Annotated in this window: 14 protein-coding genes; 13 read left to right on the top strand and 1 reads right to left on the bottom strand. The window is 60.6% G+C overall.

The features are described from left to right. Positions 1-114: 114 nt before the first annotated feature. Genes SPYCA_RS07285 through SPYCA_RS07225 form a run of 13 tightly spaced genes read left to right on the top strand, consistent with a single transcriptional unit; the run spans position 115 to position 15,839 of the window. Positions 115-2,331 carry a GumC family protein gene (locus tag SPYCA_RS07285; RefSeq protein ID WP_120219595.1) on the top strand — a complete coding sequence of 739 codons (2,217 nt, stop codon included), beginning with the start codon at positions 115-117 and terminating at the stop codon, positions 2,329-2,331. Positions 2,332-2,374: 43 nt separating this feature from the next. Then, positions 2,375-3,628, top strand: coding sequence for a hypothetical protein (locus SPYCA_RS07280; protein ID WP_146625098.1), 1,254 nt, complete (start codon positions 2,375-2,377; stop codon positions 3,626-3,628). Next, positions 3,628-4,314 (top strand): acylneuraminate cytidylyltransferase family protein, encoded by a 687-nt coding sequence (locus tag SPYCA_RS07275; protein WP_120219593.1) that lies wholly within the window; start codon positions 3,628-3,630, stop codon positions 4,312-4,314. The genes SPYCA_RS07280 and SPYCA_RS07275 overlap by 1 nt, the downstream gene beginning before the upstream one ends. Continuing rightward, entirely contained in the window at positions 4,311-6,560 is a 2,250-nt protein-coding gene (locus tag SPYCA_RS07270) for an N-acetylneuraminate synthase family protein (protein ID WP_120219592.1), read from the top strand. Before SPYCA_RS07275 ends, SPYCA_RS07270 begins: the two co-directional genes overlap by 4 nt. Continuing rightward, entirely contained in the window at positions 6,551-7,552 is a 1,002-nt protein-coding gene (locus tag SPYCA_RS07265; protein WP_120219591.1) for a Gfo/Idh/MocA family protein, read from the top strand. Before SPYCA_RS07270 ends, SPYCA_RS07265 begins: the two co-directional genes overlap by 10 nt. Beyond that, positions 7,549-8,241, top strand: coding sequence for an acylneuraminate cytidylyltransferase family protein (locus SPYCA_RS07260; protein WP_120219590.1), 693 nt, complete (start codon positions 7,549-7,551; stop codon positions 8,239-8,241). Before SPYCA_RS07265 ends, SPYCA_RS07260 begins: the two co-directional genes overlap by 4 nt. Then, a complete protein-coding gene (locus tag SPYCA_RS07255) occupies positions 8,241-9,035 on the top strand; it encodes an SDR family oxidoreductase (protein WP_172594999.1) in 795 nt (264 codons plus the stop codon). Before SPYCA_RS07260 ends, SPYCA_RS07255 begins: the two co-directional genes overlap by 1 nt. Continuing rightward, entirely contained in the window at positions 9,029-10,081 is a 1,053-nt protein-coding gene (gene neuB, locus SPYCA_RS07250; RefSeq protein WP_120219588.1) for an N-acetylneuraminate synthase, read from the top strand. The genes SPYCA_RS07255 and neuB overlap by 7 nt, the downstream gene beginning before the upstream one ends. Then, a complete protein-coding gene (gene neuC, locus SPYCA_RS07245; RefSeq protein ID WP_331852521.1) occupies positions 10,060-11,220 on the top strand; it encodes a UDP-N-acetylglucosamine 2-epimerase in 1,161 nt (386 codons plus the stop codon). Before neuB ends, neuC begins: the two co-directional genes overlap by 22 nt. Before the next feature lie 10 nt (positions 11,221-11,230). Beyond that, positions 11,231-11,884 (top strand): acetyltransferase, encoded by a 654-nt coding sequence (locus SPYCA_RS07240; RefSeq protein ID WP_120219586.1) that lies wholly within the window; start codon positions 11,231-11,233, stop codon positions 11,882-11,884. A 44-nt stretch (positions 11,885-11,928) separates the two neighbouring features. Then, positions 11,929-13,383: an aminotransferase class I/II-fold pyridoxal phosphate-dependent enzyme gene (locus tag SPYCA_RS07235; RefSeq protein ID WP_269462441.1), complete on the top strand. Its 1,455-nt coding sequence runs from the start codon at positions 11,929-11,931 to the stop codon at positions 13,381-13,383. Positions 13,384-13,396: 13 nt separating this feature from the next. Beyond that, the gene (locus SPYCA_RS07230) at positions 13,397-14,905 is read left to right on the top strand and encodes a lipopolysaccharide biosynthesis protein (RefSeq protein ID WP_120219585.1); all 1,509 of its coding nucleotides are present in this window, start codon (positions 13,397-13,399) and stop codon (positions 14,903-14,905) included. Between the two features lie 46 nt (positions 14,906-14,951). Next, entirely contained in the window at positions 14,952-15,839 is an 888-nt protein-coding gene (locus tag SPYCA_RS07225) for a hypothetical protein (protein ID WP_120219584.1), read from the top strand. A 14-nt stretch (positions 15,840-15,853) separates the two neighbouring features. Here SPYCA_RS07225 and SPYCA_RS07220 read toward each other — a convergent pair whose 3' ends face one another. After that, complete coding sequence (locus SPYCA_RS07220) at positions 15,854-16,612, bottom strand: glycosyltransferase family 2 protein (RefSeq protein ID WP_120219583.1); 759 nt, start codon at positions 16,610-16,612, stop codon at positions 15,854-15,856. Positions 16,613-16,618: the final 6 nt, after the last annotated feature.

Raw genomic sequence — 16,618 nt, 5'->3', positions numbered from 1 at the left:
AAACGCGATCCGGCTCCCGCGACGAGCGGGTCCGCATACAGGGTGCCGAACGACCGCCCGATGGCGCGATGCGGGGCGCGTTTCATTTCTTTCGTTTCATGCAGATCAGGTATTATGAACCATATCGAAACTTCGCGTCCCTCGCCGCGACCGCTGACAACCCTTGCCGGAGAGGAGCCGGTCGCCGGTCAGCCGCAAGGCTCCCTCAAGCCGATCGTCATCGAATATCTGCATATTTTCAAGCGGCGGAAATGGTGGATCGCGTCGACGATTTGCAGTGCGCTGATTCTCGCGCTCGTCGTGACGCTGCTGATGCGCCCCGTCTATACGGCGACGACAGAGATCGAAATCAGCCGCGAGCAGAAGAATATCACGAATGTTGCCGGCGTCGATTCTGAAGCGACGGGCCGCAATCTTGAGTTTTATCAGACGCAATATTCGCTGATGGAAGCGCGTTCGCTGGCGGAGCGTGTTGCCAAGCGTCTGCGCCTTGAGACGAACGAGAATTTCTGGGCTGCGCATGGCATTGACATGTCCGATTTTCCGGGCGCCGAGGCCGGGGCGGCTCGGCCGTCGCGCGGATCGAGCGAGCGATTGCGCATTACCGTCGATACGCTCCTTGAGAATGTTGTGATCAGCCCGACCAGGGGGTCGGCGCTCGTCGACGTCAGCTATTCGTCCTATGATCCGGAAATCTCCGCGCAGATCGCCAACGCCTGGGCCAATGAGTTCATCGCGCAAAGTATCGCCCGAAAGTTCGATTCGACGGCCGAGGCGCGCAGTTTCCTTGAGCGCCGCCTTGCCGAACTGCGGCAGCGCGTCGAAGATTCGGAACGTGCGCTGGTCGATTTTGCGTCGAGCCGCAACATCGTCACGATCGGGAGCAACGAAAATGGCGGCGGAAGCGGAACGGCGCAGATTCGCGAACGGACGCTCGCGGCCGACAGCCTGAGTTCGCTGAACAGCGAATTGGTGAAGGCGACGGCCGATCGTGTCCTTATGGAATCGCGAACCCGGGCAGTCGGCGCGGTGCGGACCAACGACACGCTTTCGCGACTGCGCGAACAGCGTGCGAAGGATGCCGCCGAATATGCGCAACTGATGCAACAGTTCGATCCAGGCTATCCCGTAGCCTTGGCGCTGCAGCGACGCATCGATGAGTTGGACCAGTCGATCGCGCGCGAGGAACAGCGCATCGCGCGTGAGGCCCGCGAGGATTATCGCGCAGCGGTGGAACGCGAGGACAATCTGAAAGCGCGCGTGGCCACACTGTCGAGCCAGGTGCTCGATCAGCGCCGCGACGCCATCCAATACAACATCTATCAGCGCGAGGCCGACACCAACCGGCAGCTTTATGACGCATTGCTGCAACGCTATAAGGAAATCGGGGTGGCGGGCGTGTCGGCGAACAATATCGCCGTCATCGACCGCGCCGAACCGCCGCGTCTGCCGTCGTCGCCAAAATTGCTCGTCAACCTGTTCATCGCGCTTGTGCTGGGATCGATTGCGGCGCTTGTGCTGGTTTTCATCCTGGAACAGTCGCAGGAAGGCGTCAGCGACCCGTCGCGTATCCCCGACCAGTTGGGACTGCCGTTGCTGGGCAGCGTGCCCAAGATCGAAGAGGATGTGGTGATCACCGAAGCGATCCGCGATCCGAAATCGAACGTGTTGGAAGCCTATTTTGCGATCAAGTCGAGCCTCGCCTTCTCGACCTCGCACGGTATCCCGCGGTCGCTGATGGTCGTCAGTTCGCAGCCGGCGGAGGGCAAGAGCATATCGTCGTTGTCGCTCGCCACCGTGCTCGCGCGGATCGGCAAGAAGGTAATCCTGATCGACGTGGACATGCGCAAACCATCGCTGCACAAGCATATCGGGGTGAAGCGCGATCGGGGTGTCAGCAACTATCTTGCGGGCGAGGATGATTATCGTCCGCTCATCAGGGAAGTGATGCCGAATTTCGACTTCATTCCCGCAGGGCCATCGGTGCCGAGTGCGGCGGAGTTGCTGAGCGGCGATCGGATGGCTGACTTCGTGCGCACCCTCGAGAAACATTATGATCATGTGATCGTCGATTCGGCGCCGATCATCGGACTGGCCGATGCGCCGCTGCTCAGCCGGACGGTGGAAGCGGTGGTGGTGGTGATCGAAGCCGGCCGCGTTCCGCTCCGCGGCATCAATTCGGCGCTATCGCGACTGCGCTCGGCGGGCGCACCGCTGATCGGTGTCATCTTGACCAAGCTCGACAAGCGCGATTCGGAATATGGCTATGGTTATGCCTATTCCTATGAGTATGCGAGCCGGGGCGTCGACGCCGAACCGGCCAGGGGCTGACCCGATGGCCGGACTGCGCGCTGTTTCATGGAGATCGCTTGGCGTGGGTCGACTGGTCGTGCTGGCGGCGGGGGGGCTGCTCGCCCTTTATGCAGCGGCTTTCTCGTTCGCGCTCATTTTTTCGGGCCAGCGGCCTTTCGTCACAATGGCCATCGTGCCCTGGCACAGTACGGCTCCAACCGATGTCGCCGACAAGCTGATAGCGGCGGTGGCCCAGGAAAAGTTTCGCGAGGCCGGAGGGCGCGATGCCGAACTGGCTACGCGGATGACCGCTCTGCTGAGTCGCGTCGGGCCATCCCTGCCTGCGGAAAAAGCGGCGCCGATACGAAAACTTGCGCTCGACGGGCTGTCGCAATCGGCACTCAACAGCGCGGCGCTCCGCCAACTGGCTTTTCTTGAAAAGGACCGGATGAAGCGGAGACGCCTGCTCGACCTTGCCTTGCAGGTGTCGCGCCGCGACGTGCTCGCCGGCGTGCAGTCGGCCGAGATGAAGTTTCTCGACAATAGACCCGACGCCGGACTTGCCGATCTTGATCGTGCGCTCACCGTTTCCGTGAAGGCCGACGATCTTGTCCTGCCGATCATTCTGCAAGCGTCGAGCGATCCCGATGCACGTGCGCAGATCAAGCGTCGTGTGGCGAGGAATCCGCTGTGGATCGAGCGTCTGGTTCGCTACGGTATCGACAATCCAGCCTTTGCACCGCGTGTTGCCGACATCGTTTCGGCGATCCCGGCGCGTTCGACGGCGCGCGCGCCAGGCTATGGGCAGCAGTTGATCGACATTCTCGTAGGCGCGCGCGAATATCCCGCCGCGTTCGAGGTCTATGACGTCTATTCTCCCGCCCGTCAGACCGTTGCGCACATCGGCCGGGGTACCTTCAGGCCGATTGATTGGCAGTTGACCGAAAATTATGACGCCGGTGGCCGTGAACTCGCCGAACGCGAAGTGGATATTTTTGCGAGCCCGGGGCGCCAGGGAGAGGTCGCGCGGATTCTGATGCGGTCGCCTCCCGGCAGCTACCGCTTTGCCCTGCGTGTCCGTGAAGTCGAATCGACCGAAGGGCGATTGACGTTCAATATGCTGTGTCTCCAGGGCAATCAGGAAAGCCAGGGCGCGTCGCTCAGCCTGCCATTGCGGCAGGGCAGGATGCGTTTCGATTACCGCGTGCCGACGACGGGGTGCAGTTACCAGTGGCTCATTCTTGGTGTCGGGGCCGAGCTTGACTCGGCCACGGCGTTGCTCGACTCCTTCTCATTGTCGCGCGAACCGGCGTCGGCCGCCGCTCCCGGAAACTGATGTCGGTCCTGGCGATCATTCCGGCCCGCGGCGGTTCAAAGGGCGTCCCGGGAAAGAATCTGCGGTTGCTGGCCGGAAAGCCGCTGATTGCCTGGAGCATCGAGCAGGCGCTGGCGGCGAAGGGTGTGTCCGACGTCCTTGTGTCGACCGACGCCGAGGACATAGCCGATGTTGCGCGGTCCTTTGGCGCCGACGTGCCATTTCTGCGTCCGGCCGAACTGGCGACCGACACGGCCCCGACCGAACCCGTCATGCTGCATGCGGTTGAGCGGATGGAGGCGATCAGGAGGAGGCGGTACGAAACGATCCTGTTGCTGCAGCCGACGTCGCCACTTCGTTTGCCGGGAACGATCGACGGGGCGCTCCGTGCCTTCGCGGCGGATAATGCCGACAGTCTGCTTGGCGTCGTCGAAAGCCACGCCTTTTTTTGGCAGGCAGATCCGGTCCGTGCATCCTATGACTACACAAATCGCCCACGACGTCAGGATATTGTCGAATCAGATCGTCATTATCGCGAAACTGGCTCCTTATATTTGACAAAAAGGGACATTCTCCTGGAAAAACGCAACCGCTTGGCGGGGCGTATCGCCCTCTACCGCATGCGTGAATGCGAAGGCTGGGAAATCGACTCCGAAATCGACTTCGAGATCGTCGAAGCGCTGATGAAACAGGAACTCTCCAAGTGATTATCGAACGGAATATTGCGCCGCTGATCATCTTTGCCGAAGAAGATATTGTATCGGCTCTTCGCAAGATCAGCGTCAACCAGCGCGGATTCGTCCTGTGCGTTTCGGCGTCGGGAAAGCTCGAAGCGGTGTTGACGGACGGCGACGTGCGCCGCTGGCTCGTCGATGGCGGCCGGTTCGATTTCAGCGTCAGCGCGGCGATGGTGGCGAACAAACAGTTTGTCGCGGCGCGCGACGGAGCCAGCGATGATGAGGTGAACGACCTATTTTCCGAAAGGGTGACCTTCGTTCCCATCGTCGATGGACAGCACCATCTGCGCGCCGTCGCGTTCAAGGGGCGGCCTGTTGTCCGGATCGGCGACCGGTCAATCGGCCCGGACAGTCCGTCCTATATCATCGCCGAAATCGGCAATAATCACAACGGCAGCATCGAACTGGCGAAGCGTCTGGTCGAGCTTGCGGTCGAGGCGGGGGCCGACTGCGCAAAGTTTCAGATGCGTGACATGTCGAGCCTTTACCGCAACGAGGGCGATTCCGATGACGCAAGCGCGGACCTGGGCGCCCAATATACGCTGGACCTGCTGTCGCGCTTTCAACTGCCTGTCGATGAATTGTTGCAAGTGTTCGACTATTGCCGGGAACTGGGCATCCAGCCGCTCTGCACCCCCTGGGACGAAGCGAGCCTGGCCCGGCTGGAGGCTTATGGCATGCCGGCCTATAAACTGGCGTCGGCTGATTTGACCAACCACCCATTGTTGAGCGCCATGGCCCGGACCGGGAAGACGCTGATCTGTTCGACCGGCATGTCGACGCAGGGCGAGATCGAAAGTGCGATTGCCGTGTTGAAGCGTCACACCGCACCCTATGTGCTGCTGCACTGCAACTCGACCTATCCGGCGCCGTTCAAGGATATCAACCTGGCCTATATTCAACGACTGCAGAAACTTTCGGGCGGGGTTGTCGGCTATTCGGGGCACGAGCGCGGCTATTCCGTTCCCGTCGCAGCCGTGGCGATGGGGGCAAAGGTCATCGAGAAGCATTTCACCGTCGATCGGGGAATGGAAGGGAATGATCATCGGGTCAGCCTGCTGCCCGACGAATTCGCGGCGATGGTGCGCGCCATCCGGGAGGTCGAGGAAGCCATGGGCTATGGCGGCGCGCGCGGAATCACGCAGGGCGAGATGATGAACCGCGAAGTTCTGGCCAAAAGCCTGGTTGCCTCGCGGCCGATCAGGGCCGGTCAGCTCATTGCCGACGAGGATGTCCAGATCCGTAGTCCTGGGCAGGGGTTGCAACCATATTTCCGCAGCGAACTGGTCGGGCGAACGGCGAAGCGCGACATGATCGAGGGCGATTTTTTCTTTCAGAGCGACCTGGTGGATGCGGTGGCCAAGGCGCGCGAATATCGGTTCGATCGTCCTTTCGGTGTTCCCGTGCGATACCACGACCTGCGCAAGCTGGTTGACGCCACCAATCTCGACCTTGTCGAGTTTCATCTGAGCTACAAGGATATGGAGCTTGACCCCGGCAAGATTCTAGATGGCCAGCAATTCGCTGTCGCGCTCGTCGTGCATAGCCCCGAACTGTTTGCCGGCGACCATATCATGGATCTCTGCTCGGAGGATCAAGTCTATCGCCAGCGTTCGATGGATGAGTTGCAGCGCGTGATCGACATCACGCGGGCGCTGAAATCTCATTTCACAAAATCCGGCCGTCCGCCGATCATTATCAACGCAGGCGGCTTCTCCGCAGACGGTCCGATCGCCGCGGAGAAGCGACCGGCGATGTATGACCGTATCGCCGATGCGCTGTCGCGGCTGGACAGCAACGGGGTGGAGATCATACCCCAGACGATGCCGCCCTATCCCTGGCATTTTGGCGGGCAACGGTATCACAACCTGTTCCTGTCGGCCGAGGACATTGTCGGCTTCTGCTCGAAACATGGGTATCGGGTCTGCCTTGACGTATCGCACTCGGCTCTGGCGGCAACCCATCTCAAGACCAGTTTTCAGGAACTGCTGCGGCAAGTCGGACCGTACACGCGCCACATTCATATCGTCGACGCTGCGGGTATCGACGGCGAAGGCCTTCAGATCGGCGACGGCACCGTCGATTTCGCCATGGTCGCCGACGTCCTGCGCGAAACGGCGCCCGATGCCGGCTTTATTCCAGAGATTTGGCAAGGGCACAAGGATGACGGCGCGGGGTTCTGGCAGGCGCTGGACCGCCTCGAACAATGGTTTTGAAGGACGCCGATTCCCCGCGATTTCTTGTCATCGGGACAGGATCGATCGGTCGGCGGCATGTCGCAAACCTGAAAGGCCTGGTCCCGGGTGGGAGGCTGGCGTTTCTTCGTCACGAGGCCAGGGTCGACGATTTCTCGTCGATGATGCACGCTCATGTGTTCGGGGCGCTGGACCGGGCAATCGAATGGCGCCCTACCATGGCGATCGTCGCGTCGCCGTCGGACCGCCATTTCGATACGCTGCCGGGACTCCTTGCCGCGGGGATTCCGACGTTCGTCGAAAAGCCGGTCGTGATCCGCGCGGAGGATTGCGCCTATCTGGAAGGATTGCGACGCGTTGATCTGCCTCCAACGCAGGTGGGCTGTGTTCTGCGGTTCACCGACCTGGTGGCCCGCCTCAAAAGCTGGCTCGATGAAGGTCAGCTCGGAAGGCTGATCCGTGCCCGCTTCGAATGCGGCCAATATCTACCCGACTGGCGCCCCGGCAGCGATTATCGCACATCCTATTCGGCCTCGCGGAAGCGTGGGGGCGGTGTGATTTTTGATCTTGTCCACGAAATCGACCTGGCGGTGATGTTCTTCGGAGATTGCACGTTGTTGCACGCCGTGCGGGACCAGCGAAGCTCGCTTCACATCACAAGCGAGGACGTCGCGCTGCTCCATCTGCGCGCGGCCGACGGATTGCCGATCGAGGTCGCGCTTGACTATGTGTCGCGCACGCCGCGGCGCGAGATCCGCGTCATTGGCGAGGAAGCGACGGCGATTCTCGATTTCCGTACTGCCACGCTCGCCTTGCACGGTCCCAGCGGCGAAGAGCAGAGGGTTGTCGGCACCGTGTCGGCTGATGCGGCCTATCGGCTTGAGCTTGCGGAACTGCTCGATGCGGCGCATGGGCGGGGCATGACGCGGTTGCCGCTGCACGAGGGTTTGAAGGCCACCCGGCTCGCTATCGCAGCGCACGCATTTGTCGATCAGGGCGGGGACGGGAATTGAGCACCATCTGTACGATTTGTGCGCGCGGAGGGTCGCGCGGCGTGCCGGGAAAGAATATCCGCCCGCTGCTAGGCAAGCCGTTGATTGTCCATACGATCGAAATGGCGTTGGCGCATTCGCGCATCGATCATGTTTTTGTGTCGACCGACAGCGAAGCGATTGCCGATATTGCTCGGGCGGCGGGGGCCACCGTTCCTTATCTGCGTCCGGCTGAGTTGGCGACCGATACGGCCGGAAAGATTCCGGTCATCCGGCATCTTGTCGAACATGTCGAGGCGGGTGGGTATGGCGTGAACCAGATTGTCGATCTGGACCCGACGTCGCCCCTGCGGCTGTCCTGCGATATTGACGCTTGTCTCGATCTCGTCGATGCGGGCGCCGAAGCGGTGATTACGGCTTTCGAGGCTGAAAAAAACCCTTATTTCAATATGGTTGAGGTTGACGAAGCCGGGATTGCCCGGCTTTCGAAGCGGTCGGAATCGGGCCATGTGGTCGCACGTCAGGCGGCGCCGCCGGTTTATGCGATGAATGCGTCGATCTATGTGTGGAAACGTCATGCGCTCGGCACCGTCCTTTGGGACAGCGAGCCAAGGCTTCATGTCATGCCGCGCGAAAGGTCTATCGACATCGATTCCGAGCTGGACTTCAAACTCGTCGAACTTTTGATGCGGGAAAGGGCGGGCCAGTGATGAAGGATCGTCCGTTGTCGGGAAAACTCGTCGTGCTGACTGGCGCGGGCGGCATCATCGGGCGTGTCGCGGCGGAACGGTTCGTCCGCGGTGGCGCGCGCCTGGTGATGGTCGACCGCTGCGAGCGGGCCTTGGGGGCCGCGCGAGACGCGCTGCAGGAGGACAAGGCCGCCGCATTCGCCATGCCCTGCGATTTGACCGACCCCATCCAGGTGGCCGAGCTGGCTGCGAGTGTCGAGGCTAGACATGGCCCGGTCGACGCGTTGTTCAACAATGTCGCCGGCAAATCGAAGAACATCTTTGCGCCCTTCGAGCATTTCCCGCTGGACGAGTGGAATGAAGTGATGGCGACAAACCTGACGACGGCAATGCTATGCTGTCAGCATTTCGGCTCGCTCATGGCGGCGCGAGGCCGGGGAACAATCGTCAATACGCTTTCGATTTACGGCATCGTTGCGCCCGACCAGCGCATTTACGAAGGCGCGGAGTATGAGGGGCGTGCGATCAATTCACCTGCGGTCTATAGCGCGGCGAAGGCGGGTCTTTGGGGCCTCACCAAATATCTCGCCACTTATTGGGGTTCAAAGGGCGTGCGGGTGAATGCCGTGACACCCGGTGGCGTGTTCAGCGGTCAGAATGAGACGTTCGTGGGTCGCTATTCGGCGCGTGTGCCGATGGGGCGCATGGCGAAAGCCGAAGAGATCGCGGACGCCATGCTGTTTCTCGCCAGCGACGGTGCCTCTTATATCAATGGCCAGAATATCGTGGTTGATGGAGGATTGACGGCATGGTGAGCGGCGAAGGTTCCGGCGGGCGGACATTCGTTATCGGGGAGGCTGGCGTAAACCACGACGGATCGCTCGACAAGGCGTTGCGCCTGGTCGACATCGCCGCCGACGCAGGAGCCGATGCGGTCAAGTTCCAGACATTTCGAACCGATGAAGTCGTCACCCCCGATGCGCAGAAGGCGGCGTATCAACAGCGTCAAACCGGTGCGGGCACGCAATATGAGATGATCCGGGCACTCGAACTGGACGATGCCGCGCATGAACGGATCGCGCGTCATTGCGCCGAGCGGGGGATCGAGTTCATGTCGACGCCCTTCGCGCCTTGGGCGGTCGACATGCTGCTCGGCCTAGGGATGCAGAGGATCAAGATCGCCTCCGGCGAGATTGTGAACAAGCCGCTGATCGACAAGGTCGCAAGCGTCGGCTGTCCGATCATCCTGTCGACGGGCATGGCCGAGCTCGCCGAGGTCGTCCGGGCCGTGGACTGGATTCGCGCGGCGCAAGGCGCGGCGGGTGTGTCAGCTTCGCCGGGAGACCTGGTTGTTCTGCACTGCACATCCGAATATCCGGCTCCGGCGGCGAGTGTGAACCTGCGCGCAATGGACACACTGGCCGCGGAACTCGACCTGCCGGTCGGCTATTCGGATCATAGCCTGGGAACAGAGATTGCGGTTGCAGCGGTCGCGCGCGGCGCAACGGTGATTGAAAAGCATTTTACGGAAAACAGCCGAGATCACGGCCCCGATCATGCGGCGTCGCTGGAACCCCCGCAGTTGCGCGCGATGATCGACGCCATTCGTAATGTCGAACTTGCGCTCGGCGACGGCGTTAAGCGCCCCGTGCCGATCGAGATTCCGACGCGCACCCTGGTTCGCCGCAGTGCTTTCGCACTGATCGATATCAAAAAGGGGGACAGGCTGACCGCTGCGACCATCGCCTTCCTGCGTCCCGGTGACGGTATCGGCCCTGAACGAGCGGACTGGCTTTTCGAGCGCACGGCGACGCGCGACATCCCGCGGGGCAGCAAGCTGTGTCAGGACGACGTCGGGTGACCGGATCGAAACGCATCGTCTATCTGACCGGGACGCGGGCCGATTTTGGCCTGATGCTGCCCACACTCCGGGCGATCGACCAATCGCCGCGCCTGGAGCTGCGACTGATCGTCACGGGAATGCATCTGTCGGACCGGTTCGGTCGCACCGAGCGGGAGGTCAGAGCTTCCGGTCTCGCAGTCGAACGGACGATTCCGGTCCCGATCGACGATGACAGCGGTCACGGCATGGGCCTGTCGACCGGCCTCATCACCTGCGGCGTTGCCGATTATCTGGCGGAAAATTGTTGCGAAGCGCTTTTGTTGCTGGGCGACCGTGGCGAGATGCTCGGCGCGGCGACGGCTGCGCTCTTTGCAGATGTGCCGATCGTTCATGTTGCGGGGGGTGACAGATCGGGCTCGGTCGACGAATCCATCCGTCACTCCATTTCCAAACTGGCGCATATCCATTGTGTGTCGAACGACGATTCGCGCCAGCGTCTGATTCGCATGGGCGAGGATCCCGACCGGATATTCGATGTCGGCGCCCCAGGGCTTGTCGGTCTGGTGGCGCCGGATCGTGCGACTGCCGTGACGGTTCGGAATCGTTATGGCGTCAAGGACGACGAGCCGTTTGTTCTGCTCCTTTTTCACCCTGTCGTTCAGCAAGCCGCCGAAGCGGGAGTGCAATGGCGAGCCATTTTTGACGCGCTGGCGGAACATCCGTTCAGATGCGTGGCGCTGATGCCGAACGCCGATCATGGCACTACGGCAATTCGCAACGAGATTGAGTCGATGCAGGATGCGGGGCGGCTCACGATGATCGATCATGTGCCGAGGGCGGATTATCTGGCACTGCTTGCCGAATGCCGCTTCCTGATCGGCAATTCGTCCAGCGGTATCGTTGAGGCAGCGACATTCGGAACGCCCGTCGTCAACGTTGGCGAAAGGCAGGCTGGCAGGTTACGCAGCGCGAATGTCTTCGACGCCCCACCCGAAAGCGATGCGATCGGTCGAGCGATAAGGAAGGCGATCACTTTTGATCCGCAAGGGTTGCGCAATGTTTATGGCGAACCGCATGCCGACGTCAGGATTTGCGAAATACTGGAAAAGACCGACTTTTCCGATCCCGCTCTGCGGATGAAGATCAATTCATATTAGGGGGCCATCAATGGCTGAATCGAAAATCATCATAGTCGCAACAGGAGGCCTTGGGCGCGAGGCGCTCTGGGCCGCGCGCGAATCGCGCGAGGGATGGGATGTGACGGGTTTTCTGGACGATGATGATGCCTTGCAGGGGCGGTCGGTCTGCGACGTTCCGGTGCTTGGCCGAGTCGATGACTGGCACCGCTTCGCCGATCATCATTTCCTTGTGGCCATCGGCGCTCCGCGTTCAAGACAGGCCGTCGTGCGCCGCATGATGGAGACCGGAAATCCCCGGTTCGGTACCGTGGTGCACCGCAGTGCAGCATTGTCCGACTATGTGTCGATCGGCGACGGCAGTCTCATCTGCGCGAATGTGTCGATCACGACGCAGATACGCATCGGGCGGCATGTGATCGTCAACCTGAACACCACTGTCGGGCACGATACAGACCTGGGCGATTTCAGTACCCTCGCGCCGCTCGTTGCCTGCTCGGGCGGCGTCACGGCAGGTGCCGGGGTCGAGATCGGAACGGGGACCAGCATAAGGCAGGGGTTGACGCTGGGGCAGGGGTGCATGATCGGGATGGGGAGCACGCTGACCAAGGATGTCCCTGCTAACAGTCTGTGGCTCGGCAACCCCGCGACCGAACGCCGACGGCTTGACGAGTTCCTGTTGTGAGTGTTCCTCGCCGAGAAGTCGCCAATCTGCTTCTGCAAAGCGGCATGACCCTGCGCGACGCGCTGGGTCGTCTGAATGAAACGGGTTTTGGCGTTCTGTTTCATGTCGATGCGTCCGGACGGTTCCTCCAGACCGTGACCGACGGCGACGTCCGGCGACTGCTGATTGCTGGCCGGACGCTCGATTCACCGATTGACGATGTGCGCGACTCTCCATCAATCACCGCCCCCGACGGCCTCGGCGGCGAAGCCGCGCTTGCGCTGATGGACCGGCATTCAATCGACCAACTTCCGCTGCTGGACGAGGCCGGACAGGTTGCCGGACTGTATCTGCGCCGTGACCTCGCCGCGCGGATTTTTCTGTCTGCCCCGCATATGAGCGGCGATGAAATGGACTTTGTTCGTGAAGCCTTTGAATCCAACTGGATTGCGCCGTTGGGACCCAATGTCGATGCGTTCGAGCGCGAGGTTGCAGCTGTCACTGGCGTTGCGAGCGCGGCGGCTTTGTCGTCGGGAACCGCGGCGATCCATTTGGCGCTCATTCTGCTCGGAGTTGGGCCCGGAGACCGGGTAATTTGCTCGTCGCTGACCTTTGCAGCAAGCGCCAACCCTATCCTCTATCAAGCAGCCGAACCCATTTTTGTCGACGCCGAAGATGGCAGCTGGAACATGTGTCCGGTTGCGCTGGAGAAAGCGCTCGATCAATGTCGGCGCGAAGGCCATATGCCCAAGGCCGTCATCATCGTCGACCTGTATGGTCAGCCGGCTGATTATGACCGCCTCCTGCCAATTTGCGATCGATACGCTGTGCCGGTGATCGAGGATGCCGCTGAGTCACTCGGATCGAGCCTTCGGGGACGGTCGTGCGGCAGCTTCGGCCGTATCGGCATTTTCAGTTTCAACGGCAACAAGATCATCACGACATCGGGCGGCGGAATGTTGGTCGCCGATGATCCGGCGATCACGGAGCACGCGCGCAAGCTGGCGACGCAGGCACGCGAGAATGTTCCCTGGTACGAGCATGTCGAACTGGGCTTCAATTACCGGATGAGCAATGTCCTGGCAGGAATCGGCCGGGGTCAGATTGTGCGACTGGAAGAACGTGTTGCCGCGCGCCGCGCCGTTTTCGATCGCTACCGCGAGGCCTTGGCGGATGTTGAGAGTCTTGTCTGGATGCCCGAGTTTGAAGGAAGTCGATCCAATCGATGGTTGACCACGGCAACGCTGGCTGACGGATTGAATCCAGGCGACCTGATCGCAGAGCTTGCTAGGCTCGACATCGAGGCGCGACATGTTTGGAAGCCCATGCACATGCAACCGATCTTCGCTGGTTGTCGTTATGTGACAGCCGGGGGCAATCGCGATGTTGCAGCCGATATTTTTGCGCGTGGTTTGTGCCTGCCCTCCGGCTCCAATATGACGGCGACACAGGTCGACAGGGTCGCCGAGGCGCTTCGTGCGGCGGTCGCGCGGGCAAGTCTGGCCCCTCGGGTCGCTTGACGCTCATCGGACAATGTTTGCTGCTCTGGCCCGTAACGTTGCCCTGACTGGCATCGCCTACTTCATCGTGAGCCTGGTCGGGCTACTGCTCGCGCCAGTCCTGATCGCCGCCTATGGTGTAGCGGGCTATGGGCAGATTATTCTGGCGCGGATATTTCTTCCAAGCGCGGCCTTCGGATTCCTCGATCTTGGCGTTGGCGAGAATGCCACCCGCCTGGTTGCAACCGCCCGCGCAAAGGGGAGTTGGCCGACGGCGGGTCAGGGCATCGCCGTGCTCTGCATCATTTCGCTCGCGACTTCCATTGTGGCTGCCTGCGCGATCGCCCTGGCCGCCGGACATATTTCGGGCTGGCTGTCGATCCCCTCCGCTCAGCAGAACGGTTTTGCGAGTGTATTGAGGATTACCGCCGCACTGCTTCCCTTTCTGTTCCTTTCGCTCATCGCAGAAGGCATCATCAAGGGTTTTGAAAATTTTGGACAGTTGCGCAGTTGCGAAGTTGCGTCCGCACTGACGTTTGGGGGTGCGACGCTGATGCTTGTGGATGGCGGTTATGGTGCGAACGCCATTTGCCTGGCCTTCTTGTCGAGTGTCACGTTACGCGCCGCGATGGCGACCTTTTTTGCCTTTGGCCTCTGCCGCGCAAACAGCCTTCGGCTTGCACAATATGACCGATCGGTGCGTCAGGACATCTTCGCCTGGTCCAGGACGATGCTCTCGAACAAGATTCTCGGAGTCGTGCAGACGCAAATGGCCTCGCCTCTGCTCGGTCTGCTTGTCGGACCGGCGGCAGTCGGCCTTTTCGATGCAATCGTCCGGATTCCGCGGTTCGCCAAGTCGATCTTCGCCCTTACCAGCAGCACGGTCGTGCCGCTTGCGGCGCGCCTACAGGCCGGTGACGAGGCTGGAGCCGTATCAAAACTCGGACTCGTGGGGACGTTGACCGCATTTGTGCTGTTTGCGCCGGTGACGATCATGGCCATGGCTTTTGCCGAGCCGATCATCCACCATTGGCTTGGACGCGCGATCGAGCCCTACTGGTACTGGCTGAGCCTGATGCTGTTCGTGCCCCTGCTGAGTGTTTCGACAAGCTTTGGCGGTTCGATGCTGCTTGCGAACCATGCTGCGGTTAAACGACTGAATCGTTTGGCAACGATACAAATCATTCTGCAAATAGGTGTGTCGCTGGCGCTGCTGCCGTTCGTTTCGCCATGGAGCTTCGTGATCGGACAGGTGGCCAGCATGTTCGTCATTTATCCTTTCCAGATCAATCTGATCCGCCGCGAGCTGGCGATTGGTTCCGGCCTGTTCAGATGGCTATCGATCATCTTTGTCAGCTCGCTTGGCGTGGCTCTTCTATGTCGTGCATCTGTTCCCGAGCCTGGCTTGATCGATCTGGTCCTGATCCTGGGCGGCGCCAGCACGGTGTGGACGGCGGCGCTGATTGCCCTGATGATCAAGCCCGACCAGCGTGTCCGGGTTTTTAAGCGCCTTTGGTCACTGCTGCGGGTCAGGACTGCGTGAATACATAAGGTGGATGTGCAATTTATTGCGAAGGAAGGAGCGGACTATGGCGTCACTGTCGAAAAGATTGCTCTGGCATGTCAATAGGTCGCCGCTCAAGCACGGCGTCAAAGCGGTCATGCAACTGGCCGGACAAGGCGATCTTCCCCGTCGGATGCGCCTCGCCCGACAATTACCTGTCGACGAGCGTACCGAACGGATAGCGATTGATTTTGAGCGTGACGGCTTTGTGATGTTGGGTGACTATATTCCCGAGGTGCAGAGGTCCCGTTTGCGGGATGTCACCGATGACCTCATTGCTGCGGAAAAGGCGTCAGAGAGGATTTTTGCTGACACCAAGAGCGGCTTGTGGTCGCATCTTGTCGAGCGTGCGATGGAAAATGGTCAGTTGCCGTCCGGCCATTTCTACGCGCAGTTTGCGTTGCAGGACGAAATAATACGTCTTGTGACACGATTGTTCGGCGTGGTTCCCCGTCTTGATTATGTCACCGTCACCCATTCGGCGCCGATGGTGGGGGAGCCGACCTATTCACAGCTCTGGCACCGAGACCATGACGACGTGAAGGTGATAAAATTGTTCGTTTATCTGACCGACGTGAACACTGTCGAAGATGGGCCCTTCTCATTCCTTCCTGGTCCCTGTTCAGACAGGATCGGCTTTTCATTCAAGAGTCACCGCCGCGACGACCAAATGCCGAGGGCGGTCAACATCATCGACGCGAGGCGGGAGATTCTCGGCCCGCGTCTCACGTGCTTCATGGTCGAAACGTCGCGCTGCCTACACATGGGTAGCCGAGTCGCTGCGGGGCATGAGCGGCTGATGTATACCGCAACATATTTCGCTCCGCCTCGCGTCTTTCCGGAGCCAACCCGCACCTTCTTCAGGGTTGATAATGCGGCGGACGAGATCGAACGGGCATTCCTTACTCCATGACGCCGATCGTCCGATCAGAACGTCCGATACTTGAGAAAGGCGCGCGCCGAATATTGCGCAAAATACCATGCTGCGGCGAACAGTGACAGCTTCTCGATGTTCCGATAGGCGAGCCAAACCTGCTTGGCGCTATTGCCCTTGTTCCGGCTTACGGACTGCGCCATGACACGATAGCGCATCAGATCCTGGTCGAGCCCGATCGCAAACTTCCCCTCACGCAGCAATGCCAGCCAGCACGCGAAATCGTCATAATAGGTCTTCTTCATCGTGAACTCGCCCGATTGGCGACGGTCCACGATCACCGTCGAGGTGGCGATCGCCGTGTTTCCCAGCAACGCTTTATAACCCATGACGGGCGGTACGCCGATGTAGCGACCCGTCTCGGAGCCGTCCGCGCTGATGCGACGGAAACCAGTAAAGCTGATAACGGCATCTTCACGGCCGCGATGAAAGGCCAGTTGTCGCTCCAGTTTTTCGGGGAGCCAGAGGTCGTCGCTGTCGAGAAAGGCAAGCCATCGGCCCTTGGCGGCCGAAAGGGCTAGATTGCGGGCGGCGGCGGGCCCTCCGTTTGCAGGCATTTCGAGCAGTTTGACCCGGGAGTCCGCGCGAGCAAACTCGCGCACGACTTCGCGCGTTTCATCGGGGCCGCAATCCTCGGCGATCAGCATTTCCCACTCGCTATGGGTCTGCGACTGAACCGAGCGAATCGTCTCCGGAATAATCTGTGCGGCCCTGTAAGCCGGTGTGATGATCGAAACGAGATTATCGGACATTGATGC

This window comes from Sphingopyxis sp. FD7 (genome assembly GCF_003609835.1).
In the GTDB taxonomy this organism is placed as follows: Bacteria; Pseudomonadota; Alphaproteobacteria; order Sphingomonadales; family Sphingomonadaceae; genus Sphingopyxis.
Note: the sequence above shows the minus strand (reverse complement) of the source record. Positions and strands in the feature narration are given on the sequence as shown.